The sequence below is a fragment of the Caulobacter sp. GW821-FHT11E10 genome, from assembly GCF_058808375.1.
Genome location: NZ_JBXARP010000007.1, coordinates 97,104 through 122,424, shown reverse-complemented (window position 1 = coordinate 122,424; position 25,321 = coordinate 97,104). Strand labels below are relative to the sequence as shown.

Sequence of the window (25,321 nt, the reverse complement as noted above, 5' to 3'; positions counted from 1 at the left end):
GACGAGGAGCAGAGCGGATGTCCCAGACCATGACGGCGATCGCCATCGAAGGCGGCAAGGGACCCGCCGAGGCCCTCCAGGCGGTAACGATCGACCGGCCGGTTCCCGGTCCGGGACAGGTGCTGATCAAGGTCGCGGCCGCCGGGGTGAACCGTCCCGATCTCCTGCAACGCATGGGCTTCTACCCGCCGCCGCCGGGCGCGCCCGTGACCCTGGGCCTGGAGGCGGCCGGCGAGGTCGTGGCCCTTGGCGACGGGAGCGCGGGTCGCTGGGCCATCGGTGACAAGGTTTGCGCCCTGCTGGGCGGCGGCGGCTATGCGGAGTACGCCGTGGTCGACGCCCGCCACGCCCTGCCGATTCCGGCCGGTCTCGATCTGGTGCAGGCCGCGGCCCTGCCCGAGACCGTCTTCACAGTCTTCGCCAACGTCTTCGAGCACGGCGGCCTGAAGGCCGGCGAGACGCTGCTGGTGCACGGCGGAACGTCCGGGATCGGGACAACGGCGATCGCCATGGCCAAGGCGGCGGGGGCCAAGGTCATCGCCACCGGGCGCGGCGCCGACAAGAAGGCCAAGGCCCTGGAACTGGGCGCGGACATCGCCGTCGACGCCAAGACCGAGGACTTCGCCGAGGTGGTCAAGGCCGCCGGCGGGGCCGACGTGATCCTCGACATGGTCGGGGCCAGCTATTTCGAGAAGAATCTCGACGCCCTGAACACCGGCGGCCGCATCGTCTACATAGCCAGCCTGGGCGGGGCGGTGCTGGAGGTCCCGGTCATGAAGATCATGCAGAAGCGGGCGGTGATCACCGGCTCGACCCTGCGTCCCCGCTCGTCCGACGAGAAGGCCCGCCTGGCCGCCGAGATCGAGCGCGTGGCCTGGCCGTGGATCGAGGCGGGCAAGGTTCGTCCCATCGTTGATGCGACCTTCCCCCTGGCCGACGCCGCCAAAGCCCACGCGCACCTTGAGGCCGGGGACCACGTGGGCAAGGTGGTGCTGAAGGTTTGAGGGCTCAAAACCCCGCCGCTGTTGAAGTTTGAACGATCCCCGTTCCCTTTTTGCGAGAACCGGATTATAGCGTTTACGAACATCCCGCCCGGCCGAAAGGCCGGGCGCCGTCATTTCTGGAGGACCGCATGTCCGACATCCTGATGCCCAAGGCGACCGCCGTCTGGTTGGTGGACAACACCTCGCTCAGCTTCGAGCAGATCGCCGATTTCTGCGGCCTGCACCCGCTGGAAGTGCGCGGCATCGCCGACGGCGAAGTGGCGCGCGACATCCGCGGCGCCGATCCGATCGGCAACGGCCAGCTGACCCGTGAAGAGCTGGACAAGGCCCAGGCCAACGACGCCTACCGCATGAAGGCCCAGGTCAGCCGTCACGCCGAGCTGCTGAAGCCGCAGAAGAAGGCCCCGCGCTACACCCCGGTGTCGCGCCGCCAGGATCGCCCGGACGCCATCGCCTGGTTCCTGCGCCACCACCCCGAAGTGACCGACGCCCAGATCTCGAAGATCCTCGGCACCACCAAGGCCACGATCGAGCAGGTTCGCGCCCGCTCGCACTGGAACGCGGCCAACATCAAGCCGGTCGACCCGGTCACCCTGGGCCTAGTCGGCCAGCTGGAGCTGGACGCGCTGGTCAAGAAGGCCGCCGAGAAGAAGGCCAAGGACGACCTGAAGAAGGGCATCCTGCCGGAAGACCCGACCCTGCGTCCCGCCTCGGAGGCCGGCCAGTTCGAGCCCGAGGTCGAGGAAGAAGAAGATTTCCGCTCCAAGCGCGGGGAGATCAAGGCCGAGGACGTGTTCGGCAAGGCCCCCGTCTACGTGGACGACGAGGAAGACGAGGACTGATCCTCGGCTTCGAGCCCAAAAAAGCAGAGGCCCCGATCCTTGCGGACCGGGGCCTCTCGTTTTTCGGCTGCCTTAGCAGCTAGTGAAGTCGCGCCCTCAGGCCTTCGATCTCCTCCTTCAGCCGAAGCTTCTGCCGCTTTAGCTCCCTAAGCATCGTTCCGTCGCTACCGGGTCGACTGGTCTCCTCCTGAATCTTGCGATCAAGGTTCTCGTGACGGGACCCAAGCTCGCGGATACGGGATTCGATGGCCATGGCTCTCGGCTCCATTGCTGTTGGAGAAGAAAGTGAACACCCGCTGCGCGGCGCTGTCAGATCACATATGATTGCAAGCGGCCCCGCTTGACGTGGCGCGAACCACTCCCATGACGGATGAAAATTCACCATGACCGACGCCCCGAAGACCGCTGATCGACCCAGGCTGGTGGTCGGGATCACCGGCGCGTCGGGGGTGGTCTATGGCCTACGGGCGCTGGACGCCTGCCGCGACTTGGGGGTCGAGAGCCATCTGGTGCTGTCGAAATCGGCGGCCCTGACCCTGTCGCAGGAGACCGATTTGTCGGTCGCCGACGTCAACGCCAAGGCCGATGTCGTGCACCGCGTGGCCGACATCGGGGCCTCGATCGCCTCCGGTTCGTTCCGGACCCTGGGCATGATCATCGCCCCCTGTTCCGTCCGCACGATGAGTGAAATCGCCACTGGCGTAACGTCTTCGCTGCTCAGCCGGGCCGCTGACGTGACCCTGAAGGAGCGTCGGCCGCTGGTGCTGATGGTGCGCGAGACGCCGCTGCACCTGGGCCACCTGCGCACCCTGACCAAGCTTTCCGAGATGGGCGCCATCATCGCCCCGCCGCTGCCGGCCTTCTACGCCAAGCCCGCCTCGATCGCCGAGATGGTCGACCAGTCGGTGGGGCGGGCGCTGGACCTGTTCGACCTCTCCTGGCGTCCTGTGAAGCGCTGGGGCGAGGATCTCGAGACTCTCGCCGGCAAGAGCGAAGGTTAACGGCCATGCGCCTGTGGGATTGGGCCCTTGAGGCCTACGCGCGACAACCTGTCGCGGAGGCGTGCCTGCACCTGCAGGACGCCCACGGCCAGAACGTGCCTTACCTGCTGTGGGCCGCCTGGATGGCGGGCGAGGGCCGCTCGGCGGACCTCAAGGACGCGGCCAAGGTGATGCGCCGCTGGGACGCCGAGATCGGCGCGCCCTTGCGCGGCGTGCGCCGGACTTTGAAGCCTCCGCGCCCTCCCGTCGACGAGGCCGCCAAGGAAGCCCTGCGCGACGCCGTGAAGGCTGTCGAGCTGCAGGGCGAGCGCGTGCTGATGGAAAGCCTGGAAAGTCTCAGCGGACCGCCGGACGCGCCGATCCCGCTGCTGGACGGTCTGGTCGCCGCCGCCGAGGCGTCTGGCGACCCGCCCCGTCGCGCCGCGCTGGAAAAGCTGGCCAACGCCCTTGAAAAACCACGCGGTTGAGCGCCTTTACGGCTCGTCAGCCTTTGCTATCTATCCCTTTTAGTGGGGCCCACCTGAGACCATGTCCATGAACGACGACGATCCGTCGGAAGATAACGACATCTCGATCGAGCGTCGGCTGGGCGTGCTGCGCGAGGACCACAAGGATCTCGACGACGCCATTCGGGCCCTGGAAGAACGCTACCAGCCCGACATGTTGCAGATCGCCCGCCTGAAGCGGAAGAAACTGGCCATCAAGGACGAGATCGGCCAGCTGGAAGATCAGCTGACCCCGGACATCATCGCCTAGTTACCGGGCGTCAGACCGGGTCGCGGCCGGCCTCAAGGTCACGGACCGTCTGGAGCAGGCGGCCGGGCGTGATCGGCTTTTCCAGTCGCGCATCGGCGTGCTGGTCGTCCTTGAGCAGGCGGACGTCGACGGCCGAGGCCATCAGCGTGGCGGCGTCGGGCATCACCTTGCGGACAGCGCTGACCAGCTCGCCGCCGCTCATGCGGGGCATGGTGTGGTCGGTGATGACCAGATCGGGGACGAAGGCTTCCAGGGCCTCATAGGCTTCCTGGCCATCCTGGCACAGCAGGACGTCGAACCCCGCCTCGGTCAGGGTAATTTCGTAGATCATCGAGAGAACAGGGTCGTCCTCGGCGATCAAAATACGCTGCATGCCCCTGGGTCCTGCGTATGCTTAACAGACTATGAAGGTCTGAATACCGCGCCGGGACCGGGCGAGTCGCCGTGCGATAAGGTCGCATAACCGCCAGTTGTCAGGCGCTCGCTTTGCGCTTCCGGACGAACATGGCCGCGTCGGCCTCCGCCAGGGAGACCTCGGCGTCGGCGCCGGGCTCGATCTCGCGCACGCCGTATGAGATGTGCAGCGGCACCGACCATTCGCCGAATTCGACGGGCGTCGAGCGCACGGCCTCGGCCAGGCTGTGGGCCTTGGCGAGGGCGGTTTCCTTGTCGGCCTGGGCCAGCACCACGGCGAACTCGTCCCCGCCCATGCGACCGACGATGTCGCTCTCGCGGACATTGGCCAGCAGGCGCTTGGCGACGGCGCGCAGGGCTTCGTCGCCGGCGGCGTGACCGAACCGGTCATTGACGCTCTTGAAGCCGTCCAGATCGAAGAACACCACACTGGCCGGCGAGCCGTAGCGCTGAGCGAAGGCGGCGACGCGCTTCATCTCGCGCAGGAACGCCCGGCGGTTCAGCACCGGCGTCAGGGCGTCCATGTCGGCCAACCCTTGAGCCTCGTTCAGGCGCAGCTTCAGGATCGAGACCTCGTTCCGCAGGTCCTCGATCTCGGTCATCAGGGTCTGCAGGGCCTCGACGACCTTGGGGGTCATGTCGGTTTCGGTCAGACCCAGAAAGGCGGCGCTGTCGGGCGCGGAGACTTCACGGGTCGCGACCTGGGCGCCGGCGCGCACGAGGGCGCGCTTGCGGATCGCCGCGAAAGGTTCGGTACGTGCGCCGGAAATCTTCATGGGCCTTACGGGAATCGGTATTGCACAGCTCCAACAAGGTTAACGGGAACGGCGTTCGACGCAATCCGGGCGCCGATTAGCCGCAGGGGAGGGGTGGCGTACGCTCAGCCTAGGGGCGACTAACCGTCGTTTTGTGTCGTTTTGGGCTTGCGTAGAGGGGGTGAGGCGCATACGGGGCGGCCTTCATTCACCGCGCCGAGGGAACGACGCGATGACTTCGACCACCCCGCCTGTCGCCATCATCATGGGCAGCCGCTCGGACTGGCCGACCATGAAGGGCGCGGCCGACGCGCTGGACGGCCTGGGCGTCGCCTACGAGGCCAAGGTGATCTCGGCCCACCGCACCCCCCAGCGCCTGTTCGAGTTCGCCACAGGCGCCGAGGCGGCCGGCTACAAGGTGATCATCGCCGGGGCCGGCGGCGCGGCCCACCTGCCGGGCATGGCGGCTTCGATGACCAATCTTCCCGTGCTGGGCGTGCCGGTGCAGTCCAAGGCCCTGAGCGGCCTGGATAGCCTGCTCTCCATCGTCCAGATGCCGGGCGGCATTCCCGTGGCGACCCTGGCGATCGGCGAGGCCGGGGCCAAGAACGCCGGCCTGCTGGCCGCCCAGATCCTGGCCCTGGCCGATCCCGCCCTGGCGGGCCGGCTGTCGGCCTTCCGCGCGGCCCAGACCGACAGCGTCGCCGAGAGCGTCGAGGACTAAGTGATGCCTTCGTTCCCCCTGGTTCCTGGCTCGACCATCGGCATCCTCGGCGGGGGACAGCTGGGCCGCATGCTGGCCCTGGCCGCCGCGCGCCTGGGCTTCGACGTGGTGATCCAGGATCCGGAGGAGAACGCTCCGGCCGGCCGCGTCGCCGCCCGTCAGATCGTCGCGCCCTATGACGACCGCTGGGCGCTGAAGCGCCTGGCCGAGGCCTGCGATGTCGTCACCTACGAGTTCGAGAACGTCCCGGCCGACACGGTGTCGGAACTCGCCACCCTGGGCGCGGTGGTCTCGCCGGGCGCCAAGGCCCTGGCCGCCGCTCAGGACCGCGTGATCGAAAAGAGCTTCCTGGCCGAGATCGGCGTGCCGACCGTGGCCTTCGCCGCCGTCCACGACAGCGAGAGCCTGGCGCGGGCCGTGGCCCAGATCGGCGCCCCGTCGCTGCTGAAGACCCGCCGCGAAGGCTATGACGGCAAGGGCCAGGCCTGGATCCAGAAGGCCACCGACGCGGAAGCTTCGTTCGACAAGATCGGCCGCCAGAACGCCATCCTCGAGGCCCCGGCCGACTTCGGGCGCGAGCTGTCGGTGATCGCCGCGCGCGGCCGCGACGGCGAGATCGCCTGCTATCCGCTGTCGGAAAACCACCACGAGGGCGGCGTGCTGAAACGCACCTCCGCTCCCGCCAAGGTCACGACGGCCACCCGCGACCAGGCCGAGACCATCGTCATCAAGATCCTGACCGCGCTGGACTATGTCGGCGTGATCGGCGTCGAGCTGTTCGAACTCGCGGGCGGCAAGCTGCTGGTCAACGAGTTCGCGCCGCGCGTCCACAACACGGGCCACTGGACCCAGGACGGCTGCGAGGTCGACCAGTTCGAGCAGCACATCCGCGCGGTCGCCGGCTGGCCGCTGGGCCCCACCGCGCCGCATCATCATGTCGAGATGACCAACCTCTTGGGCGCCGATGTCGACGCCTGGAAGAAGCTGGCCGCCGAACCCGAGACCCGCGTCCACCTCTACGGCAAGGGCGAGGCGCGCCCGGGCCGGAAGATGGGGCACGTGAACCGGCTGCGGTCGCTGAAGGACTAGTCGGCGGGCTCAATCCCCCTCGTCCGGCCCTGTCAGGTCGGCCGCGTCGAAGTCGTAATCCAGCAGGTCGCCCGGCCCGCACCCCAGGGCCGCGCACAGGCGGGCCAGGGTGCGGAAGCGGATGCCCTTCACCTTGCCCGAGCGGAACAGCGACAGCTGGGTCTCGCTGAGGCCGACCTCCGCCGCCAGGTCGCGGGCCTTGAGGCCCTTGGCGACGATCAGGGCGTCCAGGGTGACGCGGACAGGCATCAGATCATCTCGTCGAGTTCGGCCTGCGCCGCCAGCGCCTGGTCCATGACCCGGCCGAGCAGGAAAAGCGCGCCGCCGATCATGCCCAGGGTCATGCCCGGCACGTCGAAGTGCAGATAGCCGCCCTTCGTATGGCCGACCAGCCGGATCAGGTTGCTGATCAGGAACACGCTCGTCAGGCCGCCGACGCCCAGGGCGATCCCCACCCGGCGCAGGGCCGGGGGCAGAGTAGCCTGGATCAGGCGTCCCATGGCCAGGTCGCCCATCGCCCGCCCGATCGACCACACGCCGAACAGGTAGCAGGCGGCCGGCAGATTCCAGATCGTCGACGCCAGCATGTTGCTGGTCATGAGTGGCGTCTTGCGGATCAGGACCAGCAGCAGCGGGAAGACCCAGGCCATCAGCGCCAGCAGGGTCCCGACGCTGATCACCATGAACACCGCCAGCCAGCGGAATTGGCCGCACTTGCGGCGGAAACGGTCGATGTCGCTCTGGCTCACGCGGCCTCTCCAAGGGGCGGTTTTGTGTCTCATCTTTAATCTTGACTTAAAGATGCGGCCCTCGCAACTTTATCTTAGACTTAAACGAAGCGAGCCCGCCGCCATGTCCGCCGCCATCGAGACCGAAGGTCTGACCCGACGCTTCGGCCGCCAACTGGCGGTCGATGGGGTGTCCATGACCGTGCCCGAACGGGCCGTGTACGGCTTCCTGGGCCGCAACGGCGCGGGCAAGACCACGACCTTGAAGATGGTGCTGGGCCTGATCCGGCCGACGGCCGGCGCGGCCCGGATCCTCGGCCTGGACGTCGCCCGCGAGCGGATCGCCGCGGCGCGCAAGGTCGGAGCGCTGCTGGAGGCGCACGGCTTCTACGGCAACCTGACCGGGGCCGAGAACCTGTCCTTGACCGCGACCCTGCTGGGGGTCCCGAAGAGCGAGATCGACCGGGTTCTGGACGTGGTCGAGATGCGGGCCGACGCGGGCCGGAAGGTCTCGGGTTATTCGCTGGGCATGCGCCAGCGCCTGGGCCTGGCTCGCGCCATGCTGGGCGCGCCGCCGGTGCTGGTGCTGGACGAGCCGACCAATGGCCTCGACCCCGACGGCATCGCCGACATGCGCCGCTTCCTGAAGACACTTCCCGAGCGCACCGGGGCCACGGTGCTGCTGTCCAGCCACCTGCTGGGCGAGATCGAGCAGACCGCCACCCATGTCGGCGTCGTCAATGACGGCCGCCTGGTGCTGGAGGGCGAGCTGGCGCGGCTGAAGGCGGATCTCGCGCCGCGGATCCTGCTGCGCACCGGCGACGACGCCAAGGCCACCGAGCTGCTGCGCGGCCACGACCTGTCGCCCGTCGCGACCGAGGCGGGCCTGACGGTGGCCCTGCGCGTCGGTGAGGACGCCGACCAGGCGGCCGCCGCACTCAATCGCGCCCTGGTCCAGGCCGGACTTTCGGTCTTCGCCATCGGGCCCCGGGAGCGGTCGCTGGAAGACATCTACCGCCAGGTCGCCGTCTCCGATCAACGCCAGCTCCAAGTCGAGGTCGCCTGATGCTCGCCGTCCTGTCCGTCGAAATCCGCAAGCTCAACCGTTCGCTCGCCCTCGTCCTGGCCTTGGCCGCGCCGTCGCTGATCGCCGTCCTGATGTTCTTCGTGATGCTGCGCGGCAAGCGGGCGGGGTCGTGGGAGATGTTCCAGCAAAGCGCGACCGGCACCTGGGCGATCTTCATGCTGCCGATGACCGTGACCGCGCTGACCGCCCTGGTGGCCCATATGGAGCACGGCCCGCGCGCCTGGGATCACCTGCGGTCTCTGCCGGTCCCCCGCTGGCGGATCTACGCCGCCAAGGCGATCTGCGTGGTCGCGCTGGTCGTGGCCATGACTTGCCTGAACCTGCTGATGTCCTGGGGCTCCGTGTCGGCCGCTGGAGCGCTCAAGCCCGCGGTGGCGGCGACCGGGACGCTGGACCTGAGCCGTCTGCTGCTCCTCAACGCCAAGGTCGTGGCCGCCGCCACCCTGCTGATCGCTGTCCAGCTGTGGACCGCCCTGCGCTTCGCCAGCTTCGTGCCGGCCCTCGCGCTGGGGATCGGCGGGACCTTCTTCTCGGTGATGGCGACCTCGGCCAAAGCCGGGGTGTTCTTCCCCTGGCAGATGCCGATCAACATGATGGCCCGCGAGGCCTGGCGAGTGGAGACGGCGCTGGCGCTGGGCGGGGGGCTTGGTCTGGTCGTGCTGGTGGGGGCGATCGTCCACCTCGCGCGCCGCGAGGTGCTCTAGGCGGCCGCGACGATCTCCAGCTCGACCAGCCAGTCTTCCGACAGGGTCTGGACGACGATCGCCGTGGTCGGGATGCGGCGGTCGCCCAGGGCCTTCACGCGGGCGGCGCCGTTGGCCTCGACATAGGCGACGTCGCGCAGATAGCTGGTCAGACGCACGATGTTGTCGACGGTCATGTCGGCGCTTTCCAGGATGGCGCGCAGATTGGCCCAGAGCAGCTCCAGCTGCCGCTCCAGGGAGGCGCCGGGCTCGCCATTGTTCTCCAGCCCCATGGTCCCCGCGACGTAGAGCAGGCGCTGCGGATTGCGCACCTCGATGGCGTGCACATAGTCGTCGGTGGTGGCGTAGACGCCCTCGGTCGGATTGTGAGTCACGGTTTCCATGGCGTCTCTCCCTCGAGTTCTTTAGGCGGAGCTTAGATAGGCATCGGACGCGAAACGGCCATGACGGAACAGGCGCTCATCGGATTGATCGGCGGCATGAGCTGGGAAAGCTCGGCCCAGTACTATCGGCTGATCAACGAGGCCGTCCGCGAGCGGCTGGGCGGCGTGGCCTCGGCCCGGACCCTGATGTGGTCGTTCGACTTCGCCGAGATCGAGCACCTGCAGCATGCCGGCCGCTGGCCTGAGCTGTCGCGGCGCCTGGCCGACGCGGCCCGGGCCCTGGAAGCCGGCGGGGCCGACTTCCTGGTCCTCTGCACCAACACCATGCACCGCGAGGCCGACGAGATCGAAGCGGCCGTCCATATCCCGCTGCTGCACATCGCCGATCCGACCGGCGAGGCGATCAAGGCCGCGGGCCTGACCACCGTGGGCCTGCTGGGCACGGCCTTCACCATGGAGCACGACTTCTATCGCGGTCGCCTGGAGAAGAAGCACGGGCTCTCGGTGCTGACGCCCGACGCTGACGACCGCGCGGCGGTGCACCGGATCATCTACGAGGAGCTGGTGGCGGGGCGGGTGCTGGATGCGTCGCATGAGGTCTACCGCGCCGTGATCGCGCGGCTGGTCGAGCGCGGGGCGCAGGCGATCATCCTGGGCTGCACCGAGATCATGCTGCTGATCGGCCAGGCCGACAGCGCGGTTCCCGTGTTCGACACCACGACCCTGCACGCCATGGCGGCGGTGGAGCGGGCGCTGGGGGAACACTAGAGCTCAAATCACCTCGTCATCCCGGCCGCAGCGAAGCGGATAGCCTCTGCGAGGCTTCCGGGATGACGAGCATTTTTGAACTCGAACCTTGGGAAAAACGACTGATAGGGTGCCCTCCGCCAAAGTTGCGGAGCTTCCCCATGCGCCTTGCCCTCGCCCTGACCGCCGGCCTTTCGATCCTGGCGGGGGCCGCGCACGCCCAGACCACCAGCGCCTACGACGCCGTCGACCCCTTCATCGGCACAGGCGGCGACGGCCATACCTTTCCCGGGGCGGTGGTCCCGTTCGGCATGGTGCAGCTGAGCCCCGACACCGAGATCCTGCCGTTCAAGCAGAGCTACGCCCGCGCGGCCGGCTACCGCTTCGGCGACCCGACCATCCTGGGCTTCTCGCACACCCACTTCTCGGGCGCGGGGCATTCGGACCTCGGCGACATCCTGCTGACCCCGGTCTCCGGCGAGGCCAAGCTCGACCCAGGCGAGGCCGACAAGCCGGGCTCGGGCTACCGCTCGCGCTACAGCCACGACACCGAGGTGGCCCAGCCAGGCTATTACGCCGTCACCCTCAGCGACAGCCAGGTGCGGGCCGAGTTGACGGCGGGGTTGCGCACGGGGCTGCATCGTTACACCTTCCAGAAGGGCCAGCGGGCCCAGGTGCTGATCGACCTGCGCAGCTCGATCTACAACTATCCGGGCAAGGTGCTGTGGTCGCGGCTGCGCGTGGCGCAGGACGGGACGATCACCGGCTATCGCGAGACGCGGGGCTGGGCGCCGGGCCGCAAGCTGTTCTTCGCCATCCGCTTCGACAGGCCGCTGGTGGGGCAGGCCTTCCACAACCGCGAGACGGACATTCCCTACAAGGGCTTCGCCCAGCCGGGTCGGACGCCGACCGACCGCGCCCAGGTCCAGGGCCGCGCCCTGGTCGGGGTGTTCGACTTCGGGCAGATCGACGGGCCGCTGACGGTCAAGGTGGCGCTGTCGTCGACCAGCGAGGACGGGGCGATCGCCAACCTGGCCAGCGACGAGCCGGGCTTCGACTTCGACGCCCAGCGCGCCCGCGCCAAGCAAGCCTGGGAGAAGGCCCTGGGGGCTGTCGACATTGAGGCCCCGGCCCCGATGCGGAAAACCCTCTACACGGCCCTCTACCACACGCTTCTGGCCCCCAGCGTCTATGCCGACGCCGACGGCCGCTATCGCGGACCCGACGACCAGGTGCATGAGGGCAAGCTGGACGGCCGGCCGTTCACCTTCCACTCGACCTTCTCGCTGTGGGACACCTTCCGCGCCGAGCATCCGCTGCTGACCCTGGTGCAGCCGGCCGACTACACCAATGACGTGGTCAACTCGCTGATCGCCTCGCAGCGCCAGAGCCCCTACGGCATCCTGCCGGTCTGGCAGTTCCACGGCCAGGAGACCTGGACGATGATCGGCTATCACGCCGTGCCGGTCATCGCCGACGCCTGGATGAAGGGCATTCGCGGCTATGACGGCAAGGCCGCCCTGGACGCCATGGTCAAGAGCGCGACCTACGCCCCGTACGGCGGTCTCGGCGACTACATGAAGCTGGGCTACGCCCCGATCGACAAGGAGCCGGAAGCGGCCTCCAAGACGGTCGAATACGCCTATGACGACTGGACCATCGCCCGCATGGCCAAGGACATGGGCCAGGCCGATGTCGCCGCGACCTTCGAGAAGCGCGCCGGCTACTGGCGCAACAGCTTCGACGCCAAGACCGGCTTCCTGCGGGCCCGCAAGAGCGACGGGACCTTCCGCGAGCCGTTCAACCCGACCGCCATCAACTACGGCTCGGACTATACCGAGGGCAACGCCTGGCAATATTCGTGGTTCGCGCCGCAGGACCTGGGCGGGATCGTCAAGGTGCTGGGCGGCGACGCGGCGACGGTCAGGAAGCTGGACGCCATGTTCGACTTCGACAACTCGAAGGTCGACTACTCCCACGCCGAGGACATCGCCGGCCTGATCGGCCAGTACATCCACGGCAACGAGCCCAGCCACCACGTGGCCTATATGTACGACTACGCCGGCGCGCCGTGGCGCACCCAGGCGCGCCTGACCCAGATCATCAAGAGCCAGTACAAGCCGACGCCGGACGGCCTGTCGGGCAATGACGACCTGGGCCAGATGTCGGCCTGGCTGATGTTCACCAGCCTGGGCTTCTATCCGGTCACCCCGGCCTCGAACGAATATGCCATTGGCCGGCCGTTCGTGGACAAGGCGGCGCTGAACCTGCCGAACGGCAAGCGGTTCACGGTGCGGGCCGAGGGGATGGCCGACTCCAGACCCTATGTCGGCAAGGTGACGCTGAACGGTAAGCCGCTGACGCGGGCCTTCCTCAAGCACGAGGAGATCGTGGCGGGCGGCGAGCTGGTGTTCACGATGAGCGCGACGCCGAACAAGACCTGGGCGACGAAGGTGGAAGACCGGCCGACCTCGATGACGGCTTACAAGTAAATTCCAATTTCCTCGTCATCCCGGGCGGCGAAGCCGACCCGGGACCCAGGGGCGACCGCACTGCGCCGACCCCTGGGTCCCGGCTCTCCGCTACGCCGCGGCCGGGATGACGAGGAATGGGGTCAGTACGGCAGGTTCTCTTGGGCTGGTTGTCCGGGAACGGGCGCCGGCGGGGCCTGAACCTCGCCCGCGTCCTGTAGCTCCGACGCCGCCCGCGCGAACTCGGCCGACAGCATCTCGTAGTAGCCGTTGCGCGGATCGGGCGCCGATTGCGGCGAGGGATCGGGCAACAGCCAGGCGAAGTCGCGCACCGCCAGGCTCTGGTGGGCGGTCAGCATGAAGCGCCGCCAGATGCTGGCCGGGATGTCGCCGCCGACCACCTTGTTCATCGGCTTCTCGTCGTCGTTGCCGACCCAGACGCCGGTCACGTAGTCCGGGGTGAAGCCGACGAACCAGGCGTCGCGCCAGTTCTGGCTGGTGCCGGTCTTGCCCGCCGTGGGCCTGCCGAAGGCGGCGCGCTTGGCCGTGCCTTCCGAAACCACCTTTTTCATCATCTTCACCATGATGCTGGCGTGGCCGATGTCGTAGACCCGGCGCTCGCCCGTCGGGGCCTGGTGGGCGAAGATCGGCTCGCCGCCCTGGGTGGTGATCGACTCGATGACATAGGGCTCGACCCGCACGCCACCCTGCTGGAACACCTGGAAGCCCGAGGTCAGTTGCAGCAGGTTTACCTCGTACGAGCCCAGGGCCACCGACAGGTCGGGCGCGGGCGGCAGCGAGGTGATGCCGAAGCGGCGCACCAGGTCGCCGATCGCCGCGCCGCCGGCTTCCTTGCCCAGCTTCACGGCCACGGTGTTGGTCGAGTTGATCAGGGCCCGTTCGACGGTCATCGGACCGCGATAGCCGCCGCTGTAGTTCTCCGGCGCCCAGCTGCCGAACTTCACCGGCTCGTCGACGCGGATGTCGGTGGGTAGGACGCCCTTCTCGACGGCGGCGGCGTAGATGAACGGCTTGAAGGTCGAGCCCGGTTGGCGCTTGGCCTGGACGGCGCGGTTGAACGGGCTTTCGCCGTAGTCCGTGCCGCCGACCATGGCCCGGATCGCGCCGTCGGTGGACAGCGACAGCAAGGCCGCCTGGCTGGCCCCCGAACGGGTGGTCTCGGTGGCCATGGTCTGGCGCACGACCTCGGCGCCCTCATGTTGCAGCACCGGGTCGATGGTCAGGCGGACCACCAGATCGGGCGCGTTCTGGCCGGCGATCTTCACGGCTTCCGTGGTGGCGTAGTCCAGCACCCAGCCGAAGTCGCCCTCGTCCTGCAGGGCTATGGGCGACAGCTGAGGGACGTCGGCGAGGGCGCGGCTTTCCTGCTCGGGCGTGATCCAGCCTTCCTTGCGCATATTGGCCAGGATCAGCCGCGAGCGGGCCAGGGCGCGCTGCATGTCGTTGGTCAGGGCGAGGCGCGAGGGGGCCTTGGGCAGGCTGGCCAGCAGGGCGGCCTCCGACAGGGTCAGCTGGCTGGCGGGCTTGCCGAAATAGGTCTGGGACGCGCCATCGACGCCATAGGTGCCGGCCCCGAAATAGATGCGGTTCAGATAGAGCTCGAGGATCTCGTCCTTGCTCAGCACCTGCTCCAGCTTCCAGGCCAGCAGCATCTCCTGCAGCTTGCGCTTGACCACCCGGTCGGGGGTCAGGAACAGGCCCTTGGCCAGCTGCTGGGTCAGGGTCGAGGCGCCCTGGCGGGTCTTGCCGCCCTTCCAGTTGACCCAGGCGGCCCGGACGATGCCCTGGGCGTCGATGGGGCCGTGCTTGTAGAAACGGCGATCCTCGGCGGCCAGGAAGGCCAGCGGGACGTAGTTGGGCACCGCGCCGAGGGTGATGCGCTGGCCATAGCGCGGACCCCGCGTGGCGATCACCTGGCCGTTGCGATCCTCGAAGCGGATGCCGGGCGCGCGGTTGACCGCGAACAGCGCCTCGCGGGAGGGCAGTTGTGGGGCGTCCTTCAGATACTTGAACCAGACATAGGCCGCGCCGCCGCCGACGCCGAGCACGCCGACCAGGAAAATGACCAGCAGCGCCCCGAGGATCCAGCCGCGCTTGCGGGCCGTCTTCTTCGCGGCGGCGTGCTTGAGGTCGGCGCGGAACGGCTCCTCGGGCGGACGGGTAGGCGGGGGCGGCGCGGAGGTGGGCTTGTCGGAGAGCTTGAACGGGTCCTGCGGCGGCGGTTCGGGCGCCCAGGGGTCGTGAGCGGCGGGCTCTGGACGCGCGCCGGCGGCAGGCTCCCGCCCGGGCCCATTCGGCTTCCGGGGCGGTTCCTTGTCGTCGAACTTGTAGGGCGGCAGCGTCCAGTCGTTCACGGTCTGCGTCAGGCTCTGTTTGGTCGCCGGGTAAATCGGGTTTAGGACGGCGCCATGACGCCACGCAAACCTTTCTGGGAGACGAAGACGCTCTCCGAGATGACCGTCCCCGAGTGGGAGAGCCTATGCGACGGCTGCGGTCTTTGCTGCCTTGTTCGCTTCGAAGACGAAGACACGGGCGAGATCATCCCCACGCGGGTGCACTGCCAGCTGTTCGACGAGCACCGTTGCCAGTGCAAGGACTACCCCAACCGCCGGAAGACGGTGCCCGACTGCATCAAGCTGACGCCGCACAATATCGAGGACCTGGAGTGGATGCCGCCGTCCTGCGCCTATCGCCGGCTGCACGAGGGCAAGGACCTGCCGCGCTGGCACCCGCTGATCACCGGCGATCCGGACAGCACCCACAAGGCCGGGGTGTCGGTGCGGAACCAGACCGTGTCGGAGCTCAGCTTCGTCGACGCCGAGGACGCGATGGATTTCGTGGCGACCGACCTGATGCGCGATCGCGGGGACGATCTCTACGAGCCGGACGATAGCGAGGACTGACTGAGGGGCGCTTGCGGCGGCTCCCGCCTTCCCCATCTGCGGTAGAGCTCCTACCGGAACCTGTCGCATGTCGCTGATGATCGCCGCCCTGATCGGGCTGCTGGCCCTGGCCGTTTCCCGGAGACCTGGCGGTTGGCTCTGGCGCTGGCTGGTCGAGGCGCCGGCGGCGAAACTCAACACCACGACCTGGCAGAGCCTGCTTGTGGCGACGATCGTGCTGGCGATGGCCGTCTTCGCCGCCGAGCTGGTGATCGCGGATTTGGCCTGGGTCCTGGCCGTCGACATCGTCGGCTGGATCGAGCTGTTCGCCGCGACCTTGATCGTCACGCGACTGGCGCCCGGCTGGCGGGCCTTCAAGGCCTGGACGGGGCGGATTGCGCCGATGGCCGTCCGGGCCCGTCCAAGAGCGCCCCGCGCCCGGCGTGTCCGCCGCCCGGCCACCTCATCCGACGACTCCGACCCAGCCTGGGCTCAGGTCTTCGGGGCAGGGGCGTTCGCCTGAGGTCCAGACACAGAAAAAGCCGGCCCGCGATCGCGGAGCCGGCTTTTCGTCGCCCTTACGGCGAGAAGCTGGAAGCTTCTTACTTCTTGGCGGTGAAGCCAGCGAACTTCGCGTTGAAGCGCGAGACGCGGCCGCCACGGTCCAGCAGGTGGGCGTTGCCGCCCGTCCACGCCGGATGGGTGCGCGGGTCGATGTCCAGCGCGAGGTTCGCGCCTTCCTTGCCGTAGGTCGAGCGCGTTTGATAGCTCGAGCCATCCGTCTGGGTGACGGTGATGAAGTGATAGTCGGGGTGAATGTCTTGTTTCATGGCGGCGATCCGGACCGACTACGGCGGCGACTGAAAATGGTGGATGAGCGCCGCCCGCACACTTGCGGGGTGGCCCTCGAAGACGCGCGGCTATAAAGAACCCGCGCGAATTTGGCAAGGGACTGTTGATGACCGACGTGAACGGCGGCGACCAAAAGGCCGATGGCCGCCCCGGCGCGGGGGCGGAATTGGTCCAGAGCATGAGCGAAGCCGGGGCCCGTCGCGAACGTCGCAAGGACATCCGTCCGCTGGTCCATTTGCTGCCTTTCGTCAAAGCCCACAAGGGCGACGGCCTGGCCGCGGGCTTCTTTCTGCTGTTCTCCACGGGCGCGACCCTGGGCCTGACCGCCGCCTTCAAGGGGGTGATCGACCACGGATTCGCCAAGGGCGCGGCGAGCGAGATCAACAGCGCCTTCATGGGCCTGGGCGTGGTGGCCCTGGTGCTGGCCGTGGCGACCGCCTGTCGATTCTTTTTCATCACGCGACTGGGCGAGCGAGTCGTGGCCGACCTTCGCCGCGCGCTCTATGGCCACACCCTCTCCCTGGACCAGCAGTACTTCCTGAAGACCCGCACGGGCGAGGTGCTGTCGCGCCTCACGACCGACGTCACCCTGATCGAGCAACTGGTCGGCGCCTCGGCCTCGATCGCCCTGCGCAACATTCTCACCCTGGTCGGCGGCCTCGGCTACATGGCGGTGGTTTCGCCCAAGCTGGCCGGCTTCATCGTCCTGATGGTGCCGGTGATCCTGGCGCCGATGTTCTTTCTGGGCCGCAAGGTCCGGAAGCTGTCGGTCACCGCCCAGGACAGGTTCGCCGACGCCGTCGGCTATGCGGGCGAGAGCCTGGACGCCTTGGAGACGGTGCAGGCCTTCGGCCGCGAGGCCGCCTCGGCCGGCCGGTTCGGCGCGGCGGTGGAGATGGCCTACAAGGCCTCGGTCCGCCGGATCACCGCGCGCGCCAGCATGACGGCCGTGGTCATCACCCTGGCCTTCGGCGGCATCACCCTGCTGCTCTGGACCGGGGCGCGCCTCGTCCTGTCGGGTGAGATGACCGGCGGCACCCTGGCCCAGTTCGCCATGCTGGCGGTGATGGCGGCCGGCGCGATCGGCGCCCTTGGCGAGGTCTGGGGCGATGTCCAGAAGGCCTCCGGCGCGATGGACCGCATCGCCGAGCTGCTGAACGCCAGACCCGATATCGCCGCCCCGACGAAACCCACGACCCTGCCTGTTCCGGCCACGGGCGCGATCGCCTTCGAGAATGTGGTCTTCGCCTATCCCGGCCGCCCGGACCTGCCGGCGCTGAACGGCTTCGACCTCTCCGTGCGGCCCGGCGAGACCGTCGCCCTGGTCGGCCCTTCGGGCGCGGGCAAGAGCACCGTCCTGCGGCTCCTGCTGCGCTTCTATGACCCCTCGAGCGGCGCTATCCGCCTGGACGGCGTCGATCTGCGCGACGCCGCGCCGGAAGAGGTGCGGGCGCGCATGGCCCTGGTGGCCCAGGACTCCCCGCTGTTCTCGGGCTCGGCCCTGGACAACATCCGCTTTGGCCGCGAGGACGCCACCGACGCCGAGCTGAGGGCCGCCGCCGAGGCCGCCCAGGCCACCGGCTTCCTGACCGCCCTGCCGCAAGGGTTCGACACGCCGGTGGGCGAGCGCGCCAAGACCCTGTCGGGCGGCCAGCGCCAGCGCCTGGCCATCGCTCGGGCCCTGGTCCGCGAGGCGCCGATTCTGCTGCTGGACGAGGCCACCAGCGCCCTCGACGCCGAGAACGAGCGGCTGGTCCAGCAGGCCCTGACCGCCGCCATGGAAGGCCGAACCACCCTGGTCATCGCCCACCGCCTGGCCACCGTGCTGAAGGCCGACCGGATCGTGGTGATGGAAGAGGGGCGGGTGGTCGAGCAGGGAACGCACGCCGAGCTCTTCGCTCGCGGCGGCCTCTATGCGCGCCTGGCCAGCCTGCAGTTCGGGGTCGAGGCGGCCTCGGTTCCGGCGCATTGACCTTGGGTTGAGTCTCGCCGAGTGTCGGGGCCTCGAAGGGGGACTCGATGCTCGACAAGCTGCGCCTGCTCAATCCGTTCACGCCGATCGTCACGCCAGACGACGCCAGCATGGCAGCGCGGGCCGGCGCGGTGGGGGCTTTCCTGGCCGTTGTCAGCAGCCTGATCGGGGCCGCGCGTCTCTACTACTATCGGGACGAGATGCTGGCGCTGGCGCGCGAGTCCGCCAACGCCTCGGGCGGGCAGAACCCGGAGGTCGCTCGCCAGGCGGCCGCGATCATGGAGTGGACGGTCACCTATGTGCCGATGATCATCACCGGCGTGGTGATCGCTCTCTATCTGGTGTTCGGCCTCGTCCAGTGGCGACGCCGCACCATGGTGATCCCGCTGATCATGTTTCTGTTCAGCACCTACGGCGTGGTGGTAGGCCTCTTCGGACTAATATCGCGGACGCAATTCCAGGCCGCCCAACTGCCGGCCTTCTCGCCGCCGATATGGCAGCAGGCGTTGAGCTGGAGCGGCGCGGTGATCATCCTCGCCCTCTTCTGGGCCGGCGTGCGGGGCGGCAACCGACTGAAGAAGATCGGCGCCGTTCCCGAGGTCTCTACTTTCTGAGATCAGCCGGCGTGGTCGGTTCGCTGACCACGCGCTCCATCGCCTTCCAGCGGGCGTCCTGGGACTTGCCAGCGCGGTAGACGTGGTCGCGGACCATGTCCTGGCCGATATTGTAGTTGATCACGTAGGAGCGGTAGGCCTCGATGAAGGCCACCCGCTTCTCGGCTCCGCCACGCGAATAGAGGCTGTATTTCATCAGCGCCTGGACGGCCTGCTCCTTGGTCATCCGGCCGCCCAGATATTCGGCCGCGACGGTGTTGCCGCTGCTGGCCAGGGCCGCCTTGGCCGCCTGCAACTCGCCATAGGCCTTCGCCGTCGCTGGATCGAGCCCAGCCAGCGGATAGAGCTTGTCGCGCTCGAACTCGGTCTTGGCGCTGCCGGGGAACGCCAACTCGATGCCGAAATTGGCCGAGCCCTCGGCGATGAACGATTGCGGCGAATAGAGCGGGTAGACGCTGAACTCGACCCAGCCCTTTTCCTTGGTCAGCTTCTGTTCGAGCATCGCATTGAGCACGTGGTGGCCGGGATAGCCCTCGTGGCAGCCCAGGTCCAAGGCGCGGCTGATGTAGATCGGCAGGTCGGTGTTAATCTGGATCAGGCTGTGCGCATTGCCCTTGTACCAGTTGTAGCCGCTCCACGGCTTCTTGGTGACGAACTCCAGGTCGAAGCGCTCGCCGGCCGGCAGCTTCATGTGCTCCTCGGTCTTGGCCTTGCAGGCGGCGATGCCGGCCTTCATCACCGCGTCGACCTTGTCGGTCGGGATCACGTATTTCGTCTGGAAGGCGTCGACGCGAGCGGCCAGATCGCCCTTGCCCGGCAGCAGCTTCTCGATGCGCGCCAGGATCGGGTCGTAGCTTTTCAGCGGCTTCAGCGTCGGGCGGACGCTGAACAGGCCCTCGGCCTCGTCCTGGAAGCTGAACTTGTCACCGGCGATCATGGCCAGGCGCGTCTGGGCGGCGCGCAGCTGGCCCTTCAGAAACGCCTTGCGGCGGCGCTCCTCGGGCGAGAGACCCTTGTCGGCGACCTTGGCCAGGTCAGCCTGCAGGCGGTCGGCCTCCTTGCGCAGCACCGAGACCGGGCGCGGATTGGCCTTGGCGGCGGCTTCCCATTCCTTGGGGCCGTAATAGGCGTCGACATAGCCGGGCTCGCGCTCGCCGGCCTCCAGGGTCAGGTGCACGAAGTCGACGGCGATCTTGTCCAGCGCGCTCGGCGCGGCGACGGCGGGGGCGGCCAGCAGCAAGGTGGCGGCGAGGGCCGCCAGCGAGGCGGCGGTGCGGGTCTTCATGGGCTTCCCCCAAAGCGAAATCAGGTGACGAACTTACAGCGGCGGCACGCTGCACCGCCCGACCCCGGTTCGGCAATATCGAGGAACGATTTCCTGCTCGTCAGCTGTTGGCGAGGTCCAATTTCGCCAGGTCCCCGGCCCAGCCCTTGCGCGCCTGGGCCAGATGGGTGTCGGCCGCCTCCGTTTGCCCGGTGGCGCGTTCGGCCTGGGACAGCAGGTGCAGGGCCACCGGATCCAGCGGGCGGCGGTTCAGGGTGGCGCGGGCCGAGGAGGCGGCCCCGGCCGCGTCGCCGTCGGCCAGCTGGGCGGCGGCCAGGCTGCGGCGCACAGGGTACCACCAGCCGGGCGGGTCGCCGTGGTCGCCGAAGGTCTTCTCGTCCAACGCGGCCGCGTTGCGATAGGCCTTGATCGCCTGGCGCGGCTTGCCGTCCAGCATGGCCGCGCGGCCCTCCAGGATCAGGGCCGCCATCCGCGTGACCACCTTGGCCCGCTTGGCCGCGTCGCCCAGCAGCTTTTCGTCGTCACGCGACAGGGTCATGGCCTCGGCCTCGCCTCGCACGCTGGCCGCGTCGCCGCGCCGGGCCAAGGCCTCGCCGCGCGCATAGTGGCGCATGGCCCGCAGGAAGGGCTTGTCGGCCGCGGGCTCGGGCAGGGCCAGGACCTGGTCGATCTCGCCGTGGCGGCCCTGGGCGGCGTAGGCGGCGATCGCCATGCGCTGGATGTGCTGGTCCTTGACCGGGGCGCTCATCGCCATCGGCAGGATCGGGCGGGTGATGTCGAGGGCGCCGGCCCCGTCGCCGGACATCATCGCTCCGCCCGCGCCGAACATGACGTTGTGGGTGTGATACGGAACCTTGAAGGCGGGCCAGTCGCCCGTGAGGGTCCGCTCCTTGGCGATCAGGGCGTCGATCCGCGCGGCATTGGCGTTGGCGCTATAGGCGTCGCGATAGCGGCCCACCCAGTAGAAGGTGTGCGAGGGCATGTGCGCCAGGTGGCTGGCGTCCGGAGCGATGCCGCCCAGGGTGTCGGCATAGGTCTCGGCCTTGGCCGTCTTGCCGTCGATCTCGGTCCCGTGGATGTAGAAGTGGATCGCGCCGGCATGGCCCGGCTCGCGCTTCAGCACGTCTTCCAGCAGGACGTTGGCGCGGGTTATGCCGCCGCGATCCTTGCCGTGGGTCACCGGGATCATCAGGGCGTCGGCGGCCAGGACGGCGAGCTGGAGGTCGTCGGGATAGGTCTTGGTCAGGGCGTCCATGGCCTTGCCGTAGGCGACGTCGCCGCCGTCCTTGGCGTAGCGCACGGTCATGGCCGCGATCAGGTCGCGCTCCTTTCGCGGCCCGTCGGCGGCCAGCACCTTGGCGCGGATCATCAGCTCGGCCCACTTGGCGCTGGTCTTGTCGTCGACGGGGAAGTTCAAGGTCGGGCCGCCGGCCCAGGCCTGGCCCCACAGGCACATGGCGCAGGTCGGATCCTGGCGCGCGGCCTCCTCGAAGGCGGCCACGGCCTCCTGGTGGGCGAAGCCCTGGCCCAGCTGCAAACCGTTGTCGAAGAAGGCCTGGGCCTTGGCCGAGCCGGTGCGGATCGTCATCCGCTGGGCGCCGAAACCGGGGCGCAGGAGAACCGCCTTCTCGATCTTGCCGTCGGGCCGCGCGCCCTCGGTGCACAGGCCGGTGGCGAAGTTCGGCGGAGGGGGCGGATCGGCCTGGGTGAAGGCCGGAACCAGGGCCATCAGCGCGGCCAGACCAAGACGACGCATATCATCCACCCCCGAACGGCGACCGTCCCGTCGCTCGCCTCAGGGTAGCCGCGCGTTCGTCCCGTGCGTCAAGCTTCAGCTCCGCGCGGCGACCGCCAGGCCGGGGAAGTCGCTGAACACCCCGTCGACGCCGGCGGCGTAGAGCGCCTTCAGTACGGCGGTGGCGTCGCCGTGCATGGCGAGGAAGGCCGGGCTCTGGGCGTCACCTTTGCGTAGGCTGGCGGGCAGGAAATAGTTCTCGGCCCGCACGGTCCAGGGATGGACGGCCAGGCCCGCGGCGTGGGCGTTCTTGACCAGGTCGGTGGCCGGCAGCAGGGCCTGGCCGTCGCTCGGGACCACCAGGTTCCAGTGCGGGCCCAGGCCGTCGGCGTAGATGGCGACGTCCTTCAGGCCCTGGGTGGTGGTCAGGTCGGCATAGCGGATGTTCGGCAGGTCGGCGGGGCCGCCGTCGCGATCGACCAGCAGGACGAGGCGCGCGGCGGTCTTGGCCCTCAGCCGCTTCAGCGGGCCGACCTCGAAGCACTGCACGAAGACCGGGGCGGTGGCGGAGTTCAGGTCGTTGGCCTTCAACAGGGCCACCAGGCGGTCCTCGGTGGGCAGGCCGATGGAAGCGAAATAGGTCGGGTGTTTCAGCTCGGGATAGACGCCGATTGTCCGGCCGGTGCGCTTGGAGCCGGCCTTGGCGATCGCCCAGACGTCCTCGAAGGTCAGGATGCCCGCCTGGCCGTCGAAGGCGGCGCTGGCCGGACGCAGCTGCGGCAGCCGCTCGCGGGCCTTCAGGGTCTTCAGCTCGGCCAGGGTGAAGTCCTCGGTGAACCAGCCGGTGACCTGAGCGCCGTCGATGGTCTTGGTCGCCTTGCGGGCCGCGAACTCGGGCCGGCTGGCGACATCGGTCGTGCCGCCGATCTCGTTCTCGTGGCGGGCTACCAGGTGGCCGTCCTTGGTCGGGACGAGGTCGGGCTCGATGAAGTCGGCGCCCTGCTCGATGGCCCGCTCATAGGCAAGGGCCGTGTGCTCGGGCCGCTCACCGCTGCAGCCGCGATGGCCGATGACGATGGGCTTCTTCGCCTGGGCCGCGGCGAGCCCGGGCAGGAACGTGCCGGCGAGAGCGGCGGTGGTCATGGCGCGACGGGTCAGCAAGGTCATGGCCGGCGATTTAGCGCCGGGATGTGACGGTTTGGCTAGAACCCGTCGCCTCGCATCCGTCAAATTCTGTCATCCCGCGCAATGCCGCAGGATGACGGTGATTTTGATAGCCGGCTTAGGCCGCCCGCAGCTTTTCCAGGATCAGCGGATAGAGGTCCTGGTTCGAGGCCAGGATCGACTTGCCCTGGGTGACGTCCAGGTCGCTCTCGTCGATCGTGGAGACCTTGCCGCCCGACTCCTGGATCATCAGCACGCCGGCCGCGACGTCCCACGGGTTCAGGTTGCGCTCCCAATAGGCGTCGAAGCGACCGGCGGCGACCCAGGCCAGGTCCAGGGCGGCGGAGCCGAAGCGGCGGACGCCGGCGACCTTCTGGCTGACCTGGTGCAGCTCCTTCAGGAACTGGCCGTGGCCCGGCTTGCCGGCGAACGGCACGCCGGTGGCGAGGATCGATTCATCGAGGTTGCGGCGGGCGGCGACGCGCAGGCGCTTCTCGGCGCCCAGGAACGCGCCCTTGCCCTTTTCGACCCAGAACAGGTCGTTGCTGATCGGGTTGAAGGTGACGCCGGCGACAACGCCCTCGCCCTCGCGCTGCAGGGCGATGTTGACCGCGAAGTGCGGGATGGCGTGCATGAAGTTGGTGGTGCCGTCCAGCGGGTCGACGATCCAGGTGTGGGTCTTGTCGGTGCCCTCGATCATGCCGCGCTCTTCGCCCAGGAAGCTGTAGCCCGGGCGAGCCTTGGTCAGCAGCTCGAACAGGGTCTGTTCGGCCTTGAGGTCGGCATTGGTGACGAAGTCGGCGGCGCCCTTCTTGGAGACCTGCAACTCGGTGACTTCACCGAAGTCGCGAGCCAGGCCACGGGCGGCCTTCCGGGCCGCGTCGATCATGACGTTCAGAAGGGCGGAAGGCGTGGCCACGGGTGGTTATCCTCAAGGAATGCCGTCGACGCCGGCCGGAAAGTCCGGCGGCGGAGCGGTAGGTCGACGGTGTGAAAGATCGGGCGCGGAACCTAGTCGTCCACAGGCCGGAAGGCAAGGCGCCGTTGATTCGACAGGCTTAACGGCGCGCGCCGGACGATTTTCGGAAAACCACGTCACGTCTGGGGCGCCTGTCTCGTCCTGCCTTTGACGACATGAAGGAGGGCGACGATGATACGCTGGATCGCGATCGGGCTGACGGTTCTGTTCCTGGGCAATGGCCTGGTGATGATGACCGCGCCCTATCCCTGGTACCTGACCACTCCCGGGGTCATCCAGACCGGGCCGTTCAACGATCACTTCGTGCGCGATATCGGCGCGACCTATCTGGCCTGCGCGATCGGGACCGGCCTTGGGGCCTTCGATCTGAGGCGTCACGCGGGAGCCGTGGTCGTCGCCGCCGGCTTCCAGGGGCTGCACGCGGTCATTCACCTGATCACCCCCTTCTGCGGCGGCGGGCCGCCATGGCCATTGCTGGCCCGCGACTTCCCGGGCGTCTTCTTGCCCACCCTGCTGACGATCTGGCTGGCGGTCGTGGCGTTCAAGTCGAAGGAGACCTGAGATGATGAAGGCGATCATGGCCGCGATGATCGGCCGGCTGGAGAAGCGCTACGACTACGACGCCGCCTATGTGCGTGACCTGCTCGACGCCAGTCCCAAGGCGTTGAGGGCCTTCCAGGGCGTCCAGACCCTGTCGGGCTTTCGCCAGGGCGCGCCGCCCGCGGCCCTGGCGGCGGCCGGCCTGGTGGCGACCATGACCGAGGACTGCGGGCCCTGCGTCCAGATCGGGGTGAAGATCGCCGAGGAGAACCATGTGCCCGCCGACGTCCTGCGCGGGATTCTGACGGGCGACCACGCCCTGATGGGACCCGAAGCCAGTCTCGCCTGGCGCTTCGCCAAGGCCTCGCTGGACCGCGACCTGGAGGCCGCCGACCCGCTGCGCGACGAGGTGCTGGCGCGCTGGGGTCCCAAGGGTCTCGCGGCGCTGGCCCTCGCCATCGCCTCGTCGCGGGTCTATCCCACGCTCAAATACGCGATGGGTCACGGCAAGGCCTGCTCGCGCGTGCAGGTGGCCGGAGAAGCGGTGGCGGTGCGGTCATGACGCCAAAACC

General features: G+C 68.5%; 28 protein-coding genes and 2 pseudogenes. 18 read left to right on the top strand and 12 right to left on the bottom strand.

The genetic code is table 11. The features are described 5' to 3' along the window. Positions 1–17 precede the first annotated feature (17 nt). Positions 18–1,004 carry an NAD(P)H-quinone oxidoreductase gene (locus AC1RRV_RS16010; protein ID WP_492860649.1) on the top strand — a complete coding sequence of 329 codons (987 nt, stop codon included), beginning with the start codon at positions 18–20 and terminating at the stop codon, positions 1,002–1,004. A gap of 128 nt (positions 1,005–1,132) precedes the next feature. Then, positions 1,133–1,846 carry a DUF1013 domain-containing protein gene (locus tag AC1RRV_RS16005; protein ID WP_492860648.1) on the top strand — a complete coding sequence of 238 codons (714 nt, stop codon included), beginning with the start codon at positions 1,133–1,135 and terminating at the stop codon, positions 1,844–1,846. Positions 1,847–1,925: 79 nt separating this feature from the next. Here the strand turns inward: AC1RRV_RS16005 and AC1RRV_RS16000 are convergent, their stop codons facing one another. Then, a complete protein-coding gene (locus AC1RRV_RS16000) occupies positions 1,926–2,099 on the bottom strand; it encodes a YdcH family protein (RefSeq protein WP_252633200.1) in 174 nt (57 codons plus the stop codon). Between the two features lie 130 nt (positions 2,100–2,229). Here AC1RRV_RS16000 and AC1RRV_RS15995 point away from each other — a divergent pair, with 130 nt between their 5' ends. The 3 genes and pseudogenes from AC1RRV_RS15995 (at position 2,230) to AC1RRV_RS15985 (ending at position 3,603) form a co-directional block, all read left to right on the top strand. Then, positions 2,230–2,847 (top strand): UbiX family flavin prenyltransferase, encoded by a 618-nt coding sequence (locus AC1RRV_RS15995; protein WP_492860647.1) that lies wholly within the window; start codon positions 2,230–2,232, stop codon positions 2,845–2,847. Beyond that, positions 2,813–3,314, top strand: a pseudogene (locus tag AC1RRV_RS15990) (TIGR02444 family protein). The gene AC1RRV_RS15995 and the pseudogene AC1RRV_RS15990 overlap by 35 nt, the downstream one beginning before the upstream one ends. 61 nt (positions 3,315–3,375) lie before the next feature. Further along, a complete protein-coding gene (locus AC1RRV_RS15985) occupies positions 3,376–3,603 on the top strand; it encodes a YdcH family protein (protein ID WP_492860646.1) in 228 nt (75 codons plus the stop codon). 10 nt (positions 3,604–3,613) lie between these two features. Here AC1RRV_RS15985 and AC1RRV_RS15980 read toward each other — a convergent pair whose 3' ends face one another. Together AC1RRV_RS15980 and AC1RRV_RS15975 are read right to left on the bottom strand one after the other, a co-directional pair. Then, positions 3,614–3,976 (bottom strand): response regulator, encoded by a 363-nt coding sequence (locus tag AC1RRV_RS15980; protein ID WP_492860645.1) that lies wholly within the window; start codon positions 3,974–3,976, stop codon positions 3,614–3,616. A 100-nt stretch (positions 3,977–4,076) separates the two neighbouring features. Then, positions 4,077–4,793 carry a GGDEF domain-containing protein gene (locus AC1RRV_RS15975; RefSeq protein WP_492860644.1) on the bottom strand — a complete coding sequence of 239 codons (717 nt, stop codon included), beginning with the start codon at positions 4,791–4,793 and terminating at the stop codon, positions 4,077–4,079. Between the two features lie 211 nt (positions 4,794–5,004). Between AC1RRV_RS15975 and purE the strand changes: the two genes are divergently transcribed. Continuing rightward, positions 5,005–5,496 (top strand): 5-(carboxyamino)imidazole ribonucleotide mutase, encoded by a 492-nt coding sequence (purE, locus tag AC1RRV_RS15970; protein ID WP_492860643.1) that lies wholly within the window; start codon positions 5,005–5,007, stop codon positions 5,494–5,496. Between the two features lie 3 nt (positions 5,497–5,499). Next, entirely contained in the window at positions 5,500–6,585 is a 1,086-nt protein-coding gene (locus AC1RRV_RS15965) for a 5-(carboxyamino)imidazole ribonucleotide synthase (protein WP_492860642.1), read from the top strand. Positions 6,586–6,594: 9 nt separating this feature from the next. Here AC1RRV_RS15965 and AC1RRV_RS15960 read toward each other — a convergent pair whose 3' ends face one another. Both AC1RRV_RS15960 and AC1RRV_RS15955 read right to left on the bottom strand, forming a co-directional pair. Next, entirely contained in the window at positions 6,595–6,834 is a 240-nt protein-coding gene (locus AC1RRV_RS15960; RefSeq protein ID WP_492860641.1) for a helix-turn-helix domain-containing protein, read from the bottom strand. Next, positions 6,834–7,334, bottom strand: a complete 501-nt coding sequence (locus AC1RRV_RS15955) for a DUF2975 domain-containing protein (protein ID WP_492860640.1) — start codon at positions 7,332–7,334, stop codon at positions 6,834–6,836. Before AC1RRV_RS15955 ends, AC1RRV_RS15960 begins: the two co-directional genes overlap by 1 nt. Positions 7,335–7,437: 103 nt before the next feature. On the opposite strand from AC1RRV_RS15955, the gene AC1RRV_RS15950 reads away from it, so the two are divergent. Continuing rightward, the gene (locus AC1RRV_RS15950; protein WP_492860639.1) at positions 7,438–8,379 is read left to right on the top strand and encodes an ABC transporter ATP-binding protein; all 942 of its coding nucleotides are present in this window, start codon (positions 7,438–7,440) and stop codon (positions 8,377–8,379) included. Then, positions 8,379–9,104 carry an ABC transporter permease gene (locus AC1RRV_RS15945; protein ID WP_492860638.1) on the top strand — a complete coding sequence of 242 codons (726 nt, stop codon included), beginning with the start codon at positions 8,379–8,381 and terminating at the stop codon, positions 9,102–9,104. The genes AC1RRV_RS15950 and AC1RRV_RS15945 overlap by 1 nt, the downstream gene beginning before the upstream one ends. On the opposite strand, the gene AC1RRV_RS15940 is transcribed toward AC1RRV_RS15945, so the two are convergent. Next, entirely contained in the window at positions 9,101–9,487 is a 387-nt protein-coding gene (locus tag AC1RRV_RS15940; RefSeq protein WP_492860637.1) for a RidA family protein, read from the bottom strand. The genes AC1RRV_RS15945 and AC1RRV_RS15940 overlap by 4 nt on opposite strands. Positions 9,488–9,547: 60 nt before the next feature. Between AC1RRV_RS15940 and AC1RRV_RS15935 the strand changes: the two genes are divergently transcribed. The 3 genes and pseudogenes from AC1RRV_RS15935 to AC1RRV_RS15925 all read left to right on the top strand — a co-directional run. Continuing rightward, complete coding sequence (locus AC1RRV_RS15935; protein ID WP_492860636.1) at positions 9,548–10,255, top strand: aspartate/glutamate racemase family protein; 708 nt, start codon at positions 9,548–9,550, stop codon at positions 10,253–10,255. A gap of 140 nt (positions 10,256–10,395) precedes the next feature. Further along, on the top strand, positions 10,396–12,726 hold the full coding sequence (locus AC1RRV_RS15930) for a GH92 family glycosyl hydrolase (RefSeq protein WP_492860635.1): 2,331 nt from the start codon (positions 10,396–10,398) through the stop codon (positions 12,724–12,726). Positions 12,727–12,747: 21 nt separating this feature from the next. Beyond that, a pseudogene (locus tag AC1RRV_RS15925) lies at positions 12,748–12,837 on the top strand (hypothetical protein); the annotation flags it as partial. Between the two features lie 11 nt (positions 12,838–12,848). On the opposite strand, the gene pbpC reads toward AC1RRV_RS15925, so the two are convergent. After that, a complete protein-coding gene (pbpC, locus tag AC1RRV_RS15920) occupies positions 12,849–15,080 on the bottom strand; it encodes a multimodular transpeptidase-transglycosylase PbpC (protein ID WP_492860634.1) in 2,232 nt (743 codons plus the stop codon). Positions 15,081–15,134: 54 nt separating this feature from the next. Between pbpC and AC1RRV_RS15915 the strand changes: the two genes are divergently transcribed. Further along, the gene (locus AC1RRV_RS15915) at positions 15,135–15,629 is read left to right on the top strand and encodes a YcgN family cysteine cluster protein (protein ID WP_492860633.1); all 495 of its coding nucleotides are present in this window, start codon (positions 15,135–15,137) and stop codon (positions 15,627–15,629) included. 67 nt (positions 15,630–15,696) lie between these two features. After that, positions 15,697–16,131, top strand: a complete 435-nt coding sequence (locus tag AC1RRV_RS15910; RefSeq protein WP_492860632.1) for a hypothetical protein — start codon at positions 15,697–15,699, stop codon at positions 16,129–16,131. A 79-nt stretch (positions 16,132–16,210) separates the two neighbouring features. Here AC1RRV_RS15910 and rpmE read toward each other — a convergent pair whose 3' ends face one another. After that, on the bottom strand, positions 16,211–16,438 hold the full coding sequence (rpmE, locus tag AC1RRV_RS15905; RefSeq protein ID WP_492860631.1) for a 50S ribosomal protein L31: 228 nt from the start codon (positions 16,436–16,438) through the stop codon (positions 16,211–16,213). A gap of 125 nt (positions 16,439–16,563) precedes the next feature. Between rpmE and AC1RRV_RS15900 the strand changes: the two genes are divergently transcribed. Both AC1RRV_RS15900 and AC1RRV_RS15895 read left to right on the top strand, forming a co-directional pair. Next, positions 16,564–18,432, top strand: a complete 1,869-nt coding sequence (locus AC1RRV_RS15900; protein ID WP_492860630.1) for an ABC transporter transmembrane domain-containing protein — start codon at positions 16,564–16,566, stop codon at positions 18,430–18,432. 47 nt (positions 18,433–18,479) lie between these two features. Continuing rightward, positions 18,480–19,046 carry a hypothetical protein gene (locus AC1RRV_RS15895; RefSeq protein WP_492860629.1) on the top strand — a complete coding sequence of 189 codons (567 nt, stop codon included), beginning with the start codon at positions 18,480–18,482 and terminating at the stop codon, positions 19,044–19,046. On the opposite strand, the gene AC1RRV_RS15890 is transcribed toward AC1RRV_RS15895, so the two are convergent. The 4 genes from AC1RRV_RS15890 to AC1RRV_RS15875 all read right to left on the bottom strand — a co-directional run bounded on the left by AC1RRV_RS15890 (position 19,036) and on the right by AC1RRV_RS15875 (position 24,149). After that, entirely contained in the window at positions 19,036–20,331 is a 1,296-nt protein-coding gene (locus tag AC1RRV_RS15890; protein ID WP_492860628.1) for a hypothetical protein, read from the bottom strand. The two genes, AC1RRV_RS15895 and AC1RRV_RS15890, sit on opposite strands and share 11 nt — an antisense overlap. A 100-nt stretch (positions 20,332–20,431) precedes the next feature. Continuing rightward, a complete protein-coding gene (locus AC1RRV_RS15885) occupies positions 20,432–22,087 on the bottom strand; it encodes a hypothetical protein (protein WP_492860627.1) in 1,656 nt (551 codons plus the stop codon). A gap of 75 nt (positions 22,088–22,162) precedes the next feature. Beyond that, the gene (locus tag AC1RRV_RS15880; RefSeq protein WP_492860626.1) at positions 22,163–23,233 is read right to left on the bottom strand and encodes a glycerophosphodiester phosphodiesterase; all 1,071 of its coding nucleotides are present in this window, start codon (positions 23,231–23,233) and stop codon (positions 22,163–22,165) included. Positions 23,234–23,348: 115 nt separating this feature from the next. Continuing rightward, positions 23,349–24,149: an inositol monophosphatase family protein gene (locus tag AC1RRV_RS15875; protein ID WP_492860625.1), complete on the bottom strand. Its 801-nt coding sequence runs from the start codon at positions 24,147–24,149 to the stop codon at positions 23,349–23,351. A gap of 231 nt (positions 24,150–24,380) precedes the next feature. Between AC1RRV_RS15875 and AC1RRV_RS15870 the strand changes: the two genes are divergently transcribed. Both AC1RRV_RS15870 and AC1RRV_RS15865 read left to right on the top strand, forming a co-directional pair. Then, the gene (locus AC1RRV_RS15870) at positions 24,381–24,770 is read left to right on the top strand and encodes a hypothetical protein (RefSeq protein ID WP_492860624.1); all 390 of its coding nucleotides are present in this window, start codon (positions 24,381–24,383) and stop codon (positions 24,768–24,770) included. A 1-nt stretch (position 24,771) separates the two neighbouring features. Continuing rightward, positions 24,772–25,311, top strand: coding sequence for a hypothetical protein (locus AC1RRV_RS15865; RefSeq protein ID WP_492860623.1), 540 nt, complete (start codon positions 24,772–24,774; stop codon positions 25,309–25,311). Positions 25,312–25,321 lie beyond the last annotated feature (10 nt).